Source organism: Mobilicoccus pelagius NBRC 104925 (assembly GCF_000247995.1).
GTDB classification, from domain to species: Bacteria; Actinomycetota; Actinomycetes; order Actinomycetales; family Dermatophilaceae; genus Mobilicoccus; species Mobilicoccus pelagius.
Genome location: NZ_BAFE01000093.1, coordinates 34562 through 49442 on the forward strand (window position 1 = coordinate 34562; position 14881 = coordinate 49442).

16 protein-coding genes are annotated in these 14881 nt (G+C 72.5%); 7 read left to right on the forward strand and 9 right to left on the reverse strand.

Annotated elements, in window-relative coordinates:
• Positions 1-7 precede the first annotated feature (7 nt).
• Positions 8-628, reverse strand: coding sequence for a superoxide dismutase (locus MOPEL_RS14290; RefSeq protein WP_040634896.1), 621 nt, complete (start codon positions 626-628; stop codon positions 8-10).
• A gap of 260 nt (positions 629-888) precedes the next feature.
• On the opposite strand from MOPEL_RS14290, the gene MOPEL_RS14295 reads away from it, so the two are divergent.
• A complete protein-coding gene (locus MOPEL_RS14295; protein WP_009483591.1) occupies positions 889-1704 on the forward strand; it encodes an enoyl-CoA hydratase-related protein in 816 nt (271 codons plus the stop codon).
• Positions 1705-1930: 226 nt separating this feature from the next.
• Here the strand turns inward: MOPEL_RS14295 and MOPEL_RS16220 are convergent, their stop codons facing one another.
• Positions 1931-2365 carry a hypothetical protein gene (locus MOPEL_RS16220; RefSeq protein ID WP_051992340.1) on the reverse strand — a complete coding sequence of 145 codons (435 nt, stop codon included), beginning with the start codon at positions 2363-2365 and terminating at the stop codon, positions 1931-1933.
• A 321-nt stretch (positions 2366-2686) separates the two neighbouring features.
• Here MOPEL_RS16220 and MOPEL_RS16225 point away from each other — a divergent pair, with 321 nt between their 5' ends.
• Positions 2687-3286 carry a helix-turn-helix domain-containing protein gene (locus MOPEL_RS16225; protein WP_009483593.1) on the forward strand — a complete coding sequence of 200 codons (600 nt, stop codon included), beginning with the start codon at positions 2687-2689 and terminating at the stop codon, positions 3284-3286.
• Here the strand turns inward: MOPEL_RS16225 and MOPEL_RS14310 are convergent.
• The 5 genes from MOPEL_RS14310 to MOPEL_RS14325 all read right to left on the reverse strand — a co-directional run bounded on the left by MOPEL_RS14310 (position 3268) and on the right by MOPEL_RS14325 (position 8340).
• Positions 3268-3627, reverse strand: a complete 360-nt coding sequence (locus tag MOPEL_RS14310; protein ID WP_009483594.1) for an ATP-binding protein — start codon at positions 3625-3627, stop codon at positions 3268-3270. The genes MOPEL_RS16225 and MOPEL_RS14310 overlap by 19 nt on opposite strands.
• Positions 3624-4565, reverse strand: coding sequence for a hypothetical protein (locus tag MOPEL_RS16230; protein WP_009483595.1), 942 nt, complete (start codon positions 4563-4565; stop codon positions 3624-3626). Before MOPEL_RS16230 ends, MOPEL_RS14310 begins: the two co-directional genes overlap by 4 nt.
• Before the next feature lie 170 nt (positions 4566-4735).
• Positions 4736-5362, reverse strand: a complete 627-nt coding sequence (locus MOPEL_RS14315) for an L-threonylcarbamoyladenylate synthase (RefSeq protein ID WP_009483596.1) — start codon at positions 5360-5362, stop codon at positions 4736-4738.
• A gap of 159 nt (positions 5363-5521) precedes the next feature.
• Positions 5522-7024, reverse strand: a complete 1503-nt coding sequence (locus tag MOPEL_RS14320; protein WP_009483597.1) for a long-chain-fatty-acid--CoA ligase — start codon at positions 7022-7024, stop codon at positions 5522-5524.
• 128 nt (positions 7025-7152) lie between these two features.
• Positions 7153-8340, reverse strand: coding sequence for a PucR family transcriptional regulator (locus MOPEL_RS14325; RefSeq protein WP_009483598.1), 1188 nt, complete (start codon positions 8338-8340; stop codon positions 7153-7155).
• A gap of 85 nt (positions 8341-8425) precedes the next feature.
• On the opposite strand from MOPEL_RS14325, the gene MOPEL_RS14330 reads away from it, so the two are divergent.
• The 4 genes from MOPEL_RS14330 to MOPEL_RS14345 all read left to right on the forward strand — a co-directional run bounded on the left by MOPEL_RS14330 (position 8426) and on the right by MOPEL_RS14345 (position 11801).
• Positions 8426-9541, forward strand: a complete 1116-nt coding sequence (locus MOPEL_RS14330; protein WP_051992341.1) for a ferredoxin reductase — start codon at positions 8426-8428, stop codon at positions 9539-9541.
• A 115-nt stretch (positions 9542-9656) separates the two neighbouring features.
• Positions 9657-11006 carry a fatty acid desaturase family protein gene (locus tag MOPEL_RS14335; protein WP_009483600.1) on the forward strand — a complete coding sequence of 450 codons (1350 nt, stop codon included), beginning with the start codon at positions 9657-9659 and terminating at the stop codon, positions 11004-11006.
• A gap of 256 nt (positions 11007-11262) precedes the next feature.
• On the forward strand, positions 11263-11544 hold the full coding sequence (locus MOPEL_RS14340) for a type II toxin-antitoxin system Phd/YefM family antitoxin (protein ID WP_040634887.1): 282 nt from the start codon (positions 11263-11265) through the stop codon (positions 11542-11544).
• Positions 11544-11801: a type II toxin-antitoxin system RelE family toxin gene (locus MOPEL_RS14345; protein ID WP_009483602.1), complete on the forward strand. Its 258-nt coding sequence runs from the start codon at positions 11544-11546 to the stop codon at positions 11799-11801. Before MOPEL_RS14340 ends, MOPEL_RS14345 begins: the two co-directional genes overlap by 1 nt.
• A gap of 61 nt (positions 11802-11862) precedes the next feature.
• Here MOPEL_RS14345 and MOPEL_RS14350 read toward each other — a convergent pair whose 3' ends face one another.
• Positions 11863-12258, reverse strand: a complete 396-nt coding sequence (locus MOPEL_RS14350) for a VOC family protein (RefSeq protein ID WP_040634888.1) — start codon at positions 12256-12258, stop codon at positions 11863-11865.
• A gap of 121 nt (positions 12259-12379) precedes the next feature.
• On the opposite strand from MOPEL_RS14350, the gene MOPEL_RS14355 reads away from it, so the two are divergent.
• Positions 12380-13237 (forward strand): class I SAM-dependent methyltransferase, encoded by an 858-nt coding sequence (locus MOPEL_RS14355; protein WP_009483604.1) that lies wholly within the window; start codon positions 12380-12382, stop codon positions 13235-13237.
• A 25-nt stretch (positions 13238-13262) separates the two neighbouring features.
• On the opposite strand, the gene MOPEL_RS17870 is transcribed toward MOPEL_RS14355, so the two are convergent.
• On the reverse strand, positions 13263-14881 hold a 1619-nt coding region (locus tag MOPEL_RS17870; protein WP_217994549.1), incomplete at its 5' end, for a TLP1 C-terminal extension domain-containing protein.

Sequence of the window (14881 nt, forward strand, 5' to 3'; positions counted from 1 at the left end):
GGGTACGTCAGCCGACGAGCGGGGTACCGGTGCGGGCGTTGTCGAAACGCTGCTGTGCGTCGGCCCAGTTGACGACGTTCCACCAGGCCTTCACGTAGTCGGGCTTGACGTTCTGGTAGTCCAGGTAGAACGCGTGCTCCCACATGTCGAGCATGACGACGGGGACGATGCCTGCGGTGACGCCGTTGTGCTGGTCCTCCATCTGCTCGATGACGAGGCGCCGGCCGATCTGGTCGTAGCCGAGCACGGCCCAGCCGGAGCCCTGGATCGTCGTCGCGACGCCGGTGAAGTGCGCCTGGAACTTGTCGAAGCTGCCGAAGAACTCGTCGATCGCGGCGGCGAGCTCGCCGGTGGGCTTGTCGCCACCGTCGGGGCTCATGTTCTTCCAGAAGATCGAGTGGTTCGTGTGGCCACCGAGGTTGAAGGCCAGGTTCTTCGAGAGCAGGAGCGCCTTGTCGGGGATGGTGCCGTCCTCGCGGGCCTCGGCCATCTTCTCGAGCGCCGTGTTCGCGCCCTTGACGTACGTCGCGTGGTGCTTGTCGTGGTGCAACTCCATGATGCGGCCGCTGATGTGCGGCTCGAGCGCGGTGTAGTCGTAGGGAAGGTCGGGCAGGGTGTAGATGTCCATGATCATCCTCTCGTCGACGAGATCGTTCGGGCGACCATCCGACTCGCGTGGCCTCGGCGGCTGCGCGACGTCGTTCGGAGGTCGACTCCGGGACGGTGCCTTTCACCGTCGACCTTAGCCAACGACGCCGTGTCGTATTCACGACCCCGTCCACCAGGTGAGACTTTCCGGATCGCACCCCGGATGAACAGCGAAGACGCCCTGCGGTCGCGCCCACGCCCGCAGCCGGACCGACGCCTCCGCGACCAGGGTTCGAGCACATGGTCGACACACCCACGCCCGTCGGCCGATGCTGGGGCATGGCCTACGAGAACCTCCGCCTCGACCGCGACGGCGACACGACGACGATCACCCTCGCCCGCCCCGACAAGCGCAACGCCCTCTCGATCGCGATGATGACCGACCTGCGCGACTCCCTCGCCGAGGCAGGAAGCAGCGACACCCTCGCCGTCGTCCTCGCCGCCGAAGGCCCCGTGTTCTCCGCCGGGCACGACTTCCGCGACATGGCGGGCGCCGACCTCGCCGCCACACGCGCACTGTTCGCGCTGTGCACCGAGATGATGGAGACGGTCCAGGCGATCCCGCAGCCCGTCGTCGCCCGCGTCCACGCGCTCGCGACCGCGGCCGGGTGCCAGCTCGTCGCCACGTGCGACCTCGCGATCGCCGCCGAGTCCGCCAGGTTCGCCCTGCCCGGCGGCAAGGGCGGCCTGTTCTGCACGACGCCGCTCGTCGCGGTGTCCCGCAACGTCTCCCGCAAGCGTGCCCTCGAACTCGCCCTCACCGGCGACCCGATCGACGCCCGCACCGCCGCCGACTGGGGGCTCGTCAACGCCGCCGTGCCCGACGACGAGCTCGACTCGGCCGTTGCCGATCTCGTCGCCCGCGTCACCCGGGGCAGCGCCGCCGGCCGCAGCATGGGCAAGCACGCCTTCTACGCCCAGATCGGGCTCGACCAGCGCGCCGCCTACGACCTCGCGATCGAGTCGATGGCCGCGGGTGCGACGACCGCCGACGCCCAGGAGGGCTTCACCGCTTTCTTCGAGAAGCGCCACCCGGAGTTCACGAGCCGCCCCTGAGGCGACATCGGCCGGGCGGCAACGGGCCGGGCTCGCTCGAGCCCGACAGGCCTGGGCGTCCGCGAGCGGGACGAGGCCGGCCGGCCCGTGCCCGGGCCGCCTCCGCGTGGGTCCTCGTGCTCCTGCTCGACGGGGCACCCGACCGCGCTCGTGCCTGCGCACGGCGGACCTATGACGACGCTGCGCCCTCGACAGGAGGGCGCAGCGTCGTGGTGGAGCGAGGAGGTCAGTCCTTCGCCTTCGGGGCGGGGGCGAGCTGGGTGCCCGCCGCGATGGCCCCGAGGGCGAGGCCGAGCGAGGTGCGGGGAGCGCTGGCGCCACGGGCACGGAACCGCGCGGCCGCAGTGTCGAGGGCCTTCTCCTGCACGGACGAGACGGCCGAGAGCCCGACGAGGGCGATGAGCCAGATCGCGGCCCGCTGCACCGGGTCCTCGAGGGCGCGGCTGAGGACGGCGAACTTCGCGTCGCGCTCCGGGTGCGGGACAGGGTCGGAATCGTCGGCGAGGATCACCCCGACGGAGGACGTGGCGAGGAGCGCCCCGCGTGCCGCGAGCCGCTTCCACCGCCCATCGACGTACTCGGGCAGGGCCGTCCAGGCGGCGACGGTGCCGCCGGCGAGGGCGGCCATGGTCACGGAGGTGTGCAGGGAGTCATCGGTCACCCGTCCCACCGTAGTGTCCTGCTTCGTGGTACGCACGACCTGTTCCCCGACGGATCGGCCGCTCTGATCCCGCGCCGGGCCGCGGGGCGACCCGGCGAGCAGGGGCGACGTTCGGGGTGGGCGGCCCGGGGCCGGCGCCTCGACGCGGATCCCGGCCGAAGCGAGCCACCGGCGCGCGGGATCGGGGCCACGACAGCAGGCCCCCAGGACCGGCGAGCGCGGGGTCGCGGACATCGAGGTCGGTGGCGTGTCGCCCGGGCCGTCGGACGGCTCGCGTACTGTCGAGGGCGCCCCTGCACGTTCACGCGAGAAGAGGATCCGATGACCGATTCGTCCACCGGCAGGGCCGTCGAACGCCTCGGCGCACGGATCCGCGCCGAACGGCAGGAGCGGGGGCTCACTATCGCCGAGCTCTCGGAGCGGAGCGGCGTGGGGCGTGGCACCGTCACCGACCTCGAACGCACGCTGCGGACCCCGAGTCTCGACACGCTTGCGAAGATCGCGGCGGGACTCGGAGTGCCGGTCCCCGACCTCCTCCGTGATCGCGTCTCGGGGGGCCGGTGCCGTCTCACGTCGGTGCCGGGACTCGAGGTGGAGGTCCTCGACGTGTGGACCGAGGGCGACGTCCAGGTGGAGATCCACCGTGTGCGCATCACCGACACGGTGCGGCGCCCGGCCGCCCGCACGGGCACGCGGGGTTACCTCACGCTCGTGGCCGGGGTGCTGTCGGCGGGATCGGCGAGCACCCCCCGCAAGATCGAGACCGGCGGCCAGGTCGCGTACGCGGCCGACCAGCCGCACGTGTTCGTCCCGATCGGTGGCCCTGCCGAGGCCGTGCTCGTCATGCGGCACCCGATCGAGCGGGAGGACGCGGGAGCGTCCGAGGCCGGCACGGGTGAGGGTCAGCCGGGCAGCAGCTGAGCGTCGCGGGGCACGACGCCCCGCACCCGGTAGCCGTCCTCCATCTGCTCGACCTCGAGCGCGCCGCCGAGGGATTCGAGGCGTTCCCGCACGACCCGCAGGCCGCGGCCCTCGACGTGGTCGGCGTCCCCGAACAGGGCGTCCCCCGCGCCGGGGTCGGTCGCGCCGGGCACCTCGTCCTCGACGACGACAGCGACGGAGTCGGGCCGTTCCCAGTCGAACTCGACGTGCGCGACGGCGCCGGGGCCGGCGTGACGGGCGGTGTTCGTCAGGGCCTCCTGCACGGTGCGGTAGAGCGCCAGCTGCCCGGCGACGGTGAGGTCGCGACGGTCGCCGATCATCTCGAGGGTGACGGCGAGGCCCTCCCCGCGGGCCGCGTCGATGAGGCGCGGGAGGTCGACGAGCTGCGGCTGCGGCGAGAGGGCGTGCTCGGGGGCGAGGACGGCGACGACGGGTTGGTGGTCGAGGACCTCGTCGGGTCGGGCGCGTCGAGGAGGGAGAGCAGGGACTGCACCCGACCGAGGGCCTCCTCGCCGGAGGTCGTGATGCCGGCGAGCGCGTCGGCGGCGAGTCCGGGGGCGCGGCGTGCGGCGCGGCGTCCCTCCCGGGCCTGGTCGAGGATGTCCTCGAGGTGGGCGGCGACGGCGCGCTGCACCTCCCCGGCCATGCGGGCCTGCTGCTGGGTGACGGCGAGGTCGAGGTGCTGGTGGTGGTTCTCCTCGGAGGCGTACGACCAGCGGGCGGTGAGGTCGCCGTGGGCGGCGGCGAGGGCACGCCACCGGCCGCACGCGTAGGCGAGGGCGACGAGCAGGGCCCCGCCGAGGCCGACGGCGACGCGCCACGCCTCGGGGATCGACGGGACGAGGAGCCAGGGCAGGCCGTTCCACAGGGCGGCGGTGAGTTCGACCGCGCCGGCGACGCCGATGAGCGCGGCGAGCGGGCGGTACGTGCGGGCGTGGGCGGCGACGGAGTAGATCGCGACGCCGAACAGGGCGGCGCTCGGCAGGAGCACCGGGGGCAACGCCCCGGGCAGGTGTGTCGCCGACGGCGGGAGGGCCGGGGACGTGAGGAGCACGAGTGCTCCGACGGCGGTCGCCGCGAATGTCACCCACGGCAGGCGGGAGCGGACGAGGAGGGGCAGGTGCATGAGCACGAGCGCGACGAGGCAGGGGATCCGCCACATCGACTCGCCCGCGAGCCACACCGGCGCGACGCCGAGGGCGAGGACGGGCAGGCTCGCCGTGAACACGAGCACGTCCTGCCGTCGCAGGGCCGGCATCGGTCGCATCCTCACCCGTCTCACCCGACCAGGCTACGGGCACGCCGGAGCCCCACCCTGCACGCCGTGACCTGCATGGGTACAACGAGGATCGAGTCGAACGACCGTGTTCTTCGGGGTGATTCCCACCGGATGCCCCCGGGTCGCGGGCCCGGGGTGGTGGCGGCGTGTCAGTCGATCTCGAACGGGGAGGCGTCGCCCGCGCCGTGGCGGAGGACCTCGGCGGTGCCGGTGGAGAGGTCGACGACGGTCGTCGGTTCGGCACCGCACTCGCCGGTGTCGAGGACGATGTCGACGAGATGGTCGAGTTCGTCCTTGACGATCCAGCCCTCGGTCATCGGGGTGTCCTCGCCGGAGAGGATGAGCGTCGTCGTGAGGAGCGGCTCCCCGAGTTCGGCAAGGAGCGCCTGCGCGAGCGGGTCGTCGGAGATACGCACGCCGACCGTGTGCTTCTTGGGGTGGGAGAGACGCCGCGGCACCTCCGGCGTCGCACGGAGGATGAACGTGTACGGCCCCGGCGTCGCCGCCTTGACGGCGCGGAACACCGCGTTGGACACGTCGACGACCTGCCCGAGCTGCGCGAAGTCGCGGCAGAGGAGCGTGAAGTGGTGGTCGTCGCGCAGGTGACGGATGCGGATCATCCGTTCCCGCCCGTCGACGTTGTCGATCGTGCAGCCCAGGGCGTAGCCGGAGCTCGTCGGGTAGGCGATCACCTCACCGTCCCGGAGCCGCTGCACCACCCGCGACACCACTCGCGGCTGGGGGTCGACCGGATGGACATCCACCTGCCGTGCCATGACGACCTCCTCACGTGGGACGACGCCCCACCGCCTCCTCGCGGCGACGCGTTCCGGATCACTGTACGACTGCGCCCGCCCGATCCGGCGACGACGAGGTCGGCGTCGAGGACCCCGCGTCCCTGACGTCGCGCCGGGAGCCGCCCAGGCCGAGGTGGGTCACACGTCGCGCGGGAGCTCCCGCTTGAGGATCTTGCCCGTGGCGCCCTTGGGCAGTTCCTCGAGGATGCGGATGACGCGGGGGTATTTGTACGCGGCGACGCGTTCCTTCGCGAACTCCCGCAGCTCCTCGACGTCGATCGAGTGGCCGGCGCGGGCGACGACGTAGGCGCCGACCTCCTCGCCGTACTGCTCGTGGGTCATGCCGACGACGGCGACCTCCGCGACGGCCGGGTGCTCGTAGAGGACCTCCTCGACCTCCCGGGGGTACACGTTGTACCCGCCGCGGATGATGAGGTCCTTCGCCCGGTCGACGATGTAGTAGTAGCCGTCCTCGTCGACGCGGCCCATGTCGCCCGTGCGGAACCAGCCGTCCTCGTCGAGCACGGCGGCCGTGGCCTCCGGGTTGTTCCAGTAGCCGCGCATGATGTTCTCGCCGCGGATGGCGATCTCGCCGAGACCCTCGGCCGCAGCGGAGCCCTCGTCGCCCTCGACGGCGACGGGCACGAGCTTCATCTCGACACCGGGCACGGGGAACCCCACGGAGCCCGGCTTGCGCTCGGCGTGCGGCTGGTTGAACGAGGCGGCGGGCGAGCTCTCCGAGAGCCCATAACCCTCGAGGATCATGCATCCGAACCGGGCCTCGAAACGGCGCATGAGTTCCACGGGCATCGAGGCACCGCCGCTGATGCAGACGCGGAGGGCGTCGATGCCGAGGTCGGTGCCCTCGGGAAGGGCGCCGGCGGCGGCGAGGAGGGCGCCGTACATGGTCGGCACGCCGAAGAACACGGTGACCCGGTCGCGGCGCAGCATGTCGAGCGCCTTGGCCGGTTCGAAACGAGGGATGAGGGTGAGCGTCGCCCCCACCGCGAACGCCATGTTCATCGCGCACGTCATGCCGAAGACGTGGAAGAGGGGAAGACACCCCATGACGACGTCGTCCTCCGTCGCGTGGATGAGGACGTCGCCGGTGACGCGCTGGTTCGACTGGAGATTGAGATGCATGAGTTCGGCACCCTTGGGCCGCCCCGTCGTCCCGGAGGTGTAGAGGAGCACGGCGGTGTCCCGCTCGTCGCGGTCCTCGATGCGCGTGTCGGGTTCGCAGGCAGCGAGGAGGTCGGAGAACGCGTCGGCCGTGACGACGTCGACCCCGAGGGCCCGGGCGGAGGTCTCCGCGTCCGAGTCGGGCAGGCACACGAGGAGGGACGCGCCGGCGTCCTCGAGGTAGTAGGTGACCTCGCGGGGCTTGAACAGCGGGTTCAGGGGCATGACGATCGCCCCCGCCGCGAGGGCGCCGTAGTAGACGATCGGGAACGCGGGGACGTTCGGGAGGCTGAGGGCGATCCGATCACCGGGGCGGATCCCCGTCGACCGGAGGTGGGCCGTGAACCGCGCGGCCGCGTCGGCGAGGCGTGCGTAGGTCCACTCCTCGTCGTCGATCTTGACGGCGATCGCGTCGGGGAGGCGCGCAGCCGTGACGGCGAGGTTGGCGGCGAGGTTCATCGGAAGCGCTCCTGTCGGTCATCACAACGCGCGAACCCTGCGTCCACGGTGAGCCGAAGAGTAACGGCCCGTCATGGCCCGAACCAGGGCCGTCTCAGGGGAATCCGCCCCGGACCGGGCCACCCGCGTCACCGCTGCGCTCTCGGGGCTCCGAGGGCGACGACGAGGGCGAGGACCGTGCGGGGGTCGTCGAGGGCGTCGCCGAAGCAGTCGCGGACGAGTCCCATCCGGTAACGGACCGTCTGCGGGTGGACGTGGAGGTCGGCGGCGACGTCGGCGCGCCTGCCCCGGTGGAGGAGCCAGGACCGCAGGGTCTCCTCGAGCACGGGCCGGGTCGCCTCCCGCGCCCCCTGCAACGGCGCGAGCACCCGCGTCCTCAGTTCGTCGAGCGCCTCGGGGTCGGCGGTGAGGACGAGGTCGGCGAGACGATCGTCGGTGTCGACGCTCTCCCCCGGCCAGGACGCCAGCCCCCGCCCCCGCACCGCGCGCAGCAACGAACACCGCGCCTCCCGCCACGGCCGCGCCGGGCCGATCGACGCGCCGTGCTCGGCGAGGATGCGCCGCACCCGCGCGCGATCCCGCACGTCCGGCACGAAGAGCACGGCCGTGTCGTCGTCGAGCCCGACGGCCTCCCCCGACCCCAGGAGCGACCGGTCGTCGAAGAGATGCCGCACCTGCGTCGCCGACGCCCCCGGCAGGACGACCGCCGTGAGCGTCGACGGCGGCGACCACACCGCCCGCTCCGCCGCCGCGTCGAGCTCGGCGTCCGGCGCCCCCGCCGCGAGCGCCTCGGCGAGACGGTCGAGGTACCGCTCCCGCGCCCGACCCGTCTTCGCGATCTCGTCGGAGTGACCGGCGACGCTCGCCGCCGACAACGCGTCGATGTACGCGAACACGAGCTCCGCGAACGCCCCCACCGCCGCCGCCGACACCCCCTCCTGCGCGACCACCCGGGAGAGGCGACGCCAACTCACGCGCGCCCCGATGTGGTAGGCGGCGAGGAGTGCGTCGAGGCTCCGCCCGCTGCGGGCCTCGCCCCGGCCGAGGTCGTATGCCCCCGATGTGCTCGGGGCGATCGGCACGGACGCGTCGACCTGCTGTCCGACCAACGTGAGGAACGCGCCGAGCGCGAGGGTCACCGCCTCCCGCAACAGACCGCCGTCGTGGGAGTCGAGGCGGGCGTAGGCCGGCACCTCCGCGATGATCGAGTCGACGGCCTCGTCGGCGAGCGGCCCCAGCTCGCCGCGCAGACGCGCCGCGAGGTCGGGGGTGAGTTCGAGACGGGCGGGGCGGACCGCGGGGGCGGAATCAGGCATGCTTGTCCTCTGCGATCAATCCGAGGGAAGGCATTCACATAATTCGGTCAAGACTTTAGCCCCCTCAGTCCAACATGCTGGACACATGGCCGTTACACCGCCCTCGCTCATCCTTCTGAACTCCCCTGCGGGAAGAGGGATCCCCCGGCGCGTGGGGCACGGCCTCCTCCGTGCAGCGCAATTCGCGACCACCCCGCTCCTCCCGAGGGACTACCTCGGCCTCGTCGCCCCCCTCACGTTCGGCGCCGACCTCCAGGGCCGCATCGTCGAACGCCGCCCCGAGACCCCCGACGCCACGACGCTCGTGATCCGCGCCGGTCGCCGCTGGCAGGGCCACGTCCCCGGGCAGTACGTCCGCGTCGGCGTCGACGTCGACGGAGTGCGTCACTGGCGGGCCTACTCCCTCACCCACGGCCCCGACGCACCGCGCGGCACCATCGCGATCACCGTCAAGCGCCTCCCCGGCGGTCGGGTGAGCGAACACCTCGTCGACCACGCCCGCCCCGGCGACCTCCTCGTCCTCGACCAGGCGACCGGCGACTTCACCCTCCCCGTCGTCCCGCCCGGTCGTCTCCTCTTCCTCACCGCGGGCAGCGGCATCACCCCCGTCATCGCGATGCTGCGTCACCACGTCTGGCACGTGCAGGACGCCACCGTCGTCCACAGCGCCCCGCGCGCCGAGGACGTCGTCTTCGGCCCCGAACTGCGGGCCCTCGCCGCGGAGGGCGGCATCCACCTCGTCGAACGGCACACGGCGGAGGCGGGTCTCCTCGACCTCGCCGAGCTCGACGACCTCGTCCCCGACTGGCGCCGGCGGCAGACGTGGGTGTGCGGCCCCACCGGCCTCCTGGACGACGCCACCGCCCACTGGGAGGCCGCGGGCTCCGCCGACCGGCTCCACGTCGAACGGTTCCGACCCGCCGTCGCCGTCGTCGACGACGCGGGCGGCGAGGTGAGCTTCACCCGTTCCGGACTCACCGTCGACGCCCCCGGCGACCGCCCCATCCTCGACTCCGGCGAGGAGGCGGGCGCCCTCCTCCCTTCGGGCTGCCGCATGGGCATCTGCTTCGGCTGTGCCCTCCCCCTCCGCGAGGGCGTCGTCCGCGACCTCCGCACCGGCGAGCTCACCGAAGGCGGCGACGGCGTCCGCGTCCAGACGTGCATCTCCGCCCCTGCGGGGGCCTGCGAGATCGACGGCTGACCACCTGCTCGGCCCCGCCCCACACGCCCCGACCACCGGCGTCCGACCACCGGCGCGCGACCCCGGCGCCCCATCCCCGGGCCACCGCCCGACCCCGACACCACAGGAGCACGACGTGACCACGACACTTCCCCGCCCCACCCCCACGTCCCCGCAGGACGGCACCTTCGCGGACACCCCCGACGCGACCGACGAGATCACGCCTGCCCCCACCCCCGCGCGTCCGACGCCGACGCGTTCCTCCCGCATCGCCGGCACGACGACGGAACGCCACTGGGCCCCCAAGCACGAGGGCGACACCGACCCGGCCGGGCACCTCACGCCGGAGCAGATCGACGAGCTCGGACGGGAGCTCGACGCGCTCCGCGAGGAGATCGTCGCCTCCCGCGGCGCCGCCGACGCCGCGTACATCAGGCGCCTCATCCGCGCCCAGCGCACCCTGGAGGCGTCCTCGCGTCTCGTCCTCCTGTTCTCCCGCCACCGCGGCGCGTGGGTCGTCGGCACGGCGGGCCTCACGCTCGCGAAGATCCTCGAGAACATGGAGATCGGCCACAACGTCATGCACGGCCAGTGGGACTGGATGCGTGACCCGGCGATCCACTCCTCGACGTGGGAGTGGGACCACGCCGCCCCGGCGCACATGTGGAAGCACAGCCACAACGAGCTCCACCACACGTACACGAACGTCATCGGCCAGGACGACGACCTCGGCTACGGCATCCTCCGCGTCGACGCGGACCAGCCGTGGCGGCCGATTTTCCTCGCGCAGCCGCTGTGGAACGTCCTCAACGCGTTGTTCTTCCAGTACTCGATCGCGTTCTACGACCTCGACCTCGTCGGTTACCTCTCCGAACCGGAGAAGCGCACCCCGGAGTCGCGGGAGCGCTTCCGCCGTGATGCCCCCGCGGCGGTGAAGAAGATCGCCCGTCACGTCGTCCGGGACTACGTCGTCCATCCGGCATTGTCGGGGCCGTCGTGGCGGTCGACGATGACGGCGAACCTCACCGCCAACCTCGCCCGCAACCTGTGGACGAACACCGTCATCATCTGCGGTCACTTCCCCGAGGGCGTCGCGACGTTCGCGACCGACTCCATCGAGGGCGAATCCCGCGGGGAGTGGTACCTGCGGCAGATGCTCGGCTCGGCGAACCTCTCGGGCAGCCCGTTCTTTCACCTCATGACGGGCAACCTGTCCCACCAGATCGAGCACCACATGTACCCCGACCTGCCGAGCAACCGGTACGCCGAGGTCGCGACGCGGGTGCGGGACATCATGGAGCGCTACGACCTGCCCTACGTCACGGGCCCCCTGCACCGCCAGTACGCGTCGGTGTGGCGCAAGGTCTTCCGCTACGCCCTCCCCGACGGCGCCTGGGAGGACCTGCGCACCTCCCCGGTCTCCACCCTCCGCTCCGGAGCCCGCTGGGTGCGCCGGCAGGTCGCCTCCCGTTCCCGGGGCCGCTGACCGCGCCGGGCCCTCACGGCAGGGGAACGCGAGCATCACCTCGACGACCCGCCCGCACCGCATCGACCGGTGAGGACCGCCGTCGCGCCGGCCCGTCGCGGCGTCGGCCCGTCGCGTCCCGGACGGTGGGGCTGGTAGGAAGCACGTCGCGGTGAGGCACGGACGTGGCCAGATGTGATGCCCAGACACGTTGGTCGATCCGTCGGCGGCAGAAGAGTGGGTTGACTGCGATCCGGTCATGGCTACACTTGTAGCCATGTTCACTGATGCTGCCATGGCGCTGCGCGACGTGAAGAACCGCCTTTCCGAGGTCGTCGACCAGGTCGCGCGTGAGCACGACCGCGTCGTCATCACGCGTCACGGCAAGCCGGCCGCCGTCGTCATCAGCGCAGACGATCTCGCGTCTCTCGAGGAGACGCTCGAGATCGTGAGCCGACCCAAGCTGATCGGACAGATCCGCAACAGCCTGGACGAGCTCCAGGCCGGCCAGGCGGAGGTCCTGAGCAAGGACGACGTCCTCGCCGCCCTCCGCCCCTGATGACCGAGCCCTACGCCATCGCTTGGACCCCCACGGCCAAGCGCGCCCTGACGCGGTTGCCCGAAAAGGTGGCAACCGCTGCCGGCGAGTTCATCTACGGCCCCTTGGCCGAGAACCCGCACCGCGTCGGCAAGGCCCTGCGCTTCGAGCTCGAAGGACTGCACAGCGCCCGCCGCGGTGACTATCGGGTGATCTACCGCCTCAGCGATGTCGTCACCGTCACCGCTATCGAGCACCGCGCCGACGTCTACCGCTGAACCCGCAGCGCGGCACGAGCGGGCGAGCGTAGCCGCCCGCGATGCGGCACGAGCGGGTGGTTCAGTCGGCGACGAGCTCGAGCTCGAAGCCCTCGGAGTTCTCGATGAACAGCGCAGTGTGATCAGGTCCCCCGGCGTGGGGGTAGCGGTCTGCGAACAGCTCGGACCATCCGTTCGCACAGGCCTGGGCGCGAAGTACGTCCAGGGCAGCGCGGCTCTCCACGCGCAACGCCAGGTGGTTGAGACCTGCCCGGGTTCGCTCGTGCGGACCCGTGACGTCCGGGGACTGCTCGAGCACGATGTAAGCACCACTGGGGTGGTGCCAGATCTCGCCCACCGCCCAGTCAGGATCCTGCTCGGCGCGCCAGCCAAGAGCGCTCAGGACCCGGTCGAACGCCGGCCGTGACGCCGCCAGGTCGGACGTCCACAGCTCGATGTGATGCACGGGATTTCCCATGGGCCCGAGGTTAGGGCAGCCGCCGATGGACAACCGTCCAGGCAACGCTCGCAACTCGATATGACCGTGCGGTCACGACAACTCAACCAACCTCCCCGATCAGTGCAGCTAGGGTCGAGGGATGCCCGCCTTCCCCGACCAGCCCTCCCGCGCACGCCTCTTCGAGGACAACCGACGCAACTGGGACGATCGGGCCGCCGTCCACGTCGCCGCCGGCTACGGCATCGCCGACCTGCTGGCGGACCCGCAGGCCGTGCCCGCCACCCTCGCGCCCGACGTCGACCGCCTCGGCGACCTCACGGGCCTCGACGTCATCCACCTCCAGTGCCACCTCGGCACGGACACCGTCGGGCTCGCGCGTCTCGGCGCCCGTCGCCTCGTCGGGCTCGACCTCTCCGGCGAATCACTCCGCCGGGCCCAAGCGATCGCCGACGAGGTCCGCGCCGACATCGAGTTCGTCGAGGCGAACGTCTACGACGCCCGCGAGGCCGTCACCGGCGACTTCGACCTCGCCTTCACGTCGCTCGGCGTCCTCTGCTGGCTCCCCGACGTCACCGCCTGGGCGCGCATCGTCGCCTCGCTCCTCCGGCCGGGTGGCCGGTTCGTCATCCGCGACGACCACCCCATGTTCATGACGATCGGCGACGACGTCACCGACGGACTGCGGGTCGAGCAGCCCTATCTCGAACTCCCCGACCCGCTCACCTGGGACGACGACACGAGCTACGTCGACGCCGGCCCCGACGCACCCCGGATCACCCACGGCCGTAACCACCAGTGGAACCACGGCCTCGGCCAGATCGTCACCGCCCTGCTCCGCGCGGGACTCGTGCTCGACGCCCTCGAGGAGACGACGACGTCGGCCTGGTGCCCCTGGCCCGACCTCATGTGCGACGACGGCGACGGCGGCTACCGTCTCCACGACCGGCCCGAACGCCTCCCCCTCCAGTTCGTCGTCGAGGCCCACCGACCCGCCTGAGCGGCGTCGTCGGCCCGCCTCGCCGTCACGACGAGGCGTCGGTCTCCGCCGCGGCCGCCCGCACGAGCCCGTCCGCCCCCACGACCATCGCCGCGCCGACGGGTTGGTCGGCGTCGAGCAGTGCCCACGTGGCCGGGTCGTCGGCGGCCCGGGCGAGGAAGCGCAGGTCGCCGTCGTCGAGACGTCCGACGACGAGGCCACGCCGCGAGCCGTCCCGGTCGTGGACGACGGTGAACGTCTCGACGCGCGCGGCACCCCGCGGGTCGTCCGTCGTCCGCGGGGCCTCCCACGAGGCGACCTCAGCGGCGAGGGCGTCGTCGCGGCCCGGGCGCCACAGCGCCGGCGCGCTCGACCACACCCCCATCGACTGGCTCGACAGGATGCCCCCGTTCGCCGTGACGAGACCCTTCGTCCCAGGGCGTTCCCGCAGGCGGGCGGCCGCCTGCGCGAGGGAGTGCAGCGCGTAGTCGTTGCCCGGCCCGCCGAAGAACGGCAAACCACCGGTGACCGTGAACCCCCGCGGGTCGTCCGGGGCGAACCCCAACGCCTCGCGGACGACCGTCACCGCGATCGGGAAGCACGAGTACACGTCGAGAACGTCGAGATCGTCCGCGGCAAGACCCGCCTCGTCGAGGGCCGCGCCGACGGCGAGCGCCACCGCGGGTGACGTCGACAGATCGGCCCGCTCCATGAGCGGCCGCTCCTTGACGGAGGCGTGACCGTGGCAGAACACGAACCGGGACGGATCGAGGCCGAGGTCACGCGCCCGCCCGAGCGATGTGAGGAGCACCGCCGCGCCCTGGTTCACCTGGTCCCGGGCGACGACGAACCGCGGGTACGGCTCGGCGACGAGCCGGTTGCGCTCCGTCACGGTGACGAGCTCCTCCGCGCTGCGCCGCGTGGGTGCCGCCGCGTGCGGGTTCGTCGCCGCGACCTCCGTGAACGGCGCGAAGAGCTCCCCCATCGTGCGGGCGTATGCCTCGCGCGGGAGGCCGAGGCGGGCCCGCCGGGCGTTCTCGAAGAGGGCGTAGGCCGGCGGCGCGTGGTCCAGGCCGAGAGCGGCCTGCCGCGGTGATGTCATGTCGGCGAGCCCCGGCCCGCGGTCCTCGAGGTCACCGCCGACCGTCTCCGTCCAGTGGGGCCGGTCCTCCGCGGGGCGCTGCGACCAGTGCCGCGACGACGACAACGCCTCCGCGCCGACGACGAGCGCCGATTTCGCCCGACCCGCGGCGATCTCCGCCGCGAACTCGACGACGAGGTCGTGCGGCGACTGCCCGCCACCCACCCCGAGGACCGCCCGCACCGGATCCGCACCGACCCGCCGCGCCACCGCGCGCGGCGCGTTGTCGGCCCGGCCGAGCGGCGACCGCTCCTCGAGACCCGAGTCCTCGAACGGCCGCACGAACGCGACGACGTCGACGTCCCGCGCGAGCCGATCCACGACGGACGTCTGCGACGCGTCACCCGTGTCGGCCGCGACGGCCGCATCCGTGAGCGCCGCCTGCGCCGCCGCCGCGGCGAGCGCCACCGGCGACAGACCCGCGCACCCCGGCTCGCCGAGCCGCTCGGAGGCCTCCCCCACCCCCACGATGACGGGGGTGCGCGGATCGAGATCGGTGCCGGACGTCGTCGTCATGGACGCAG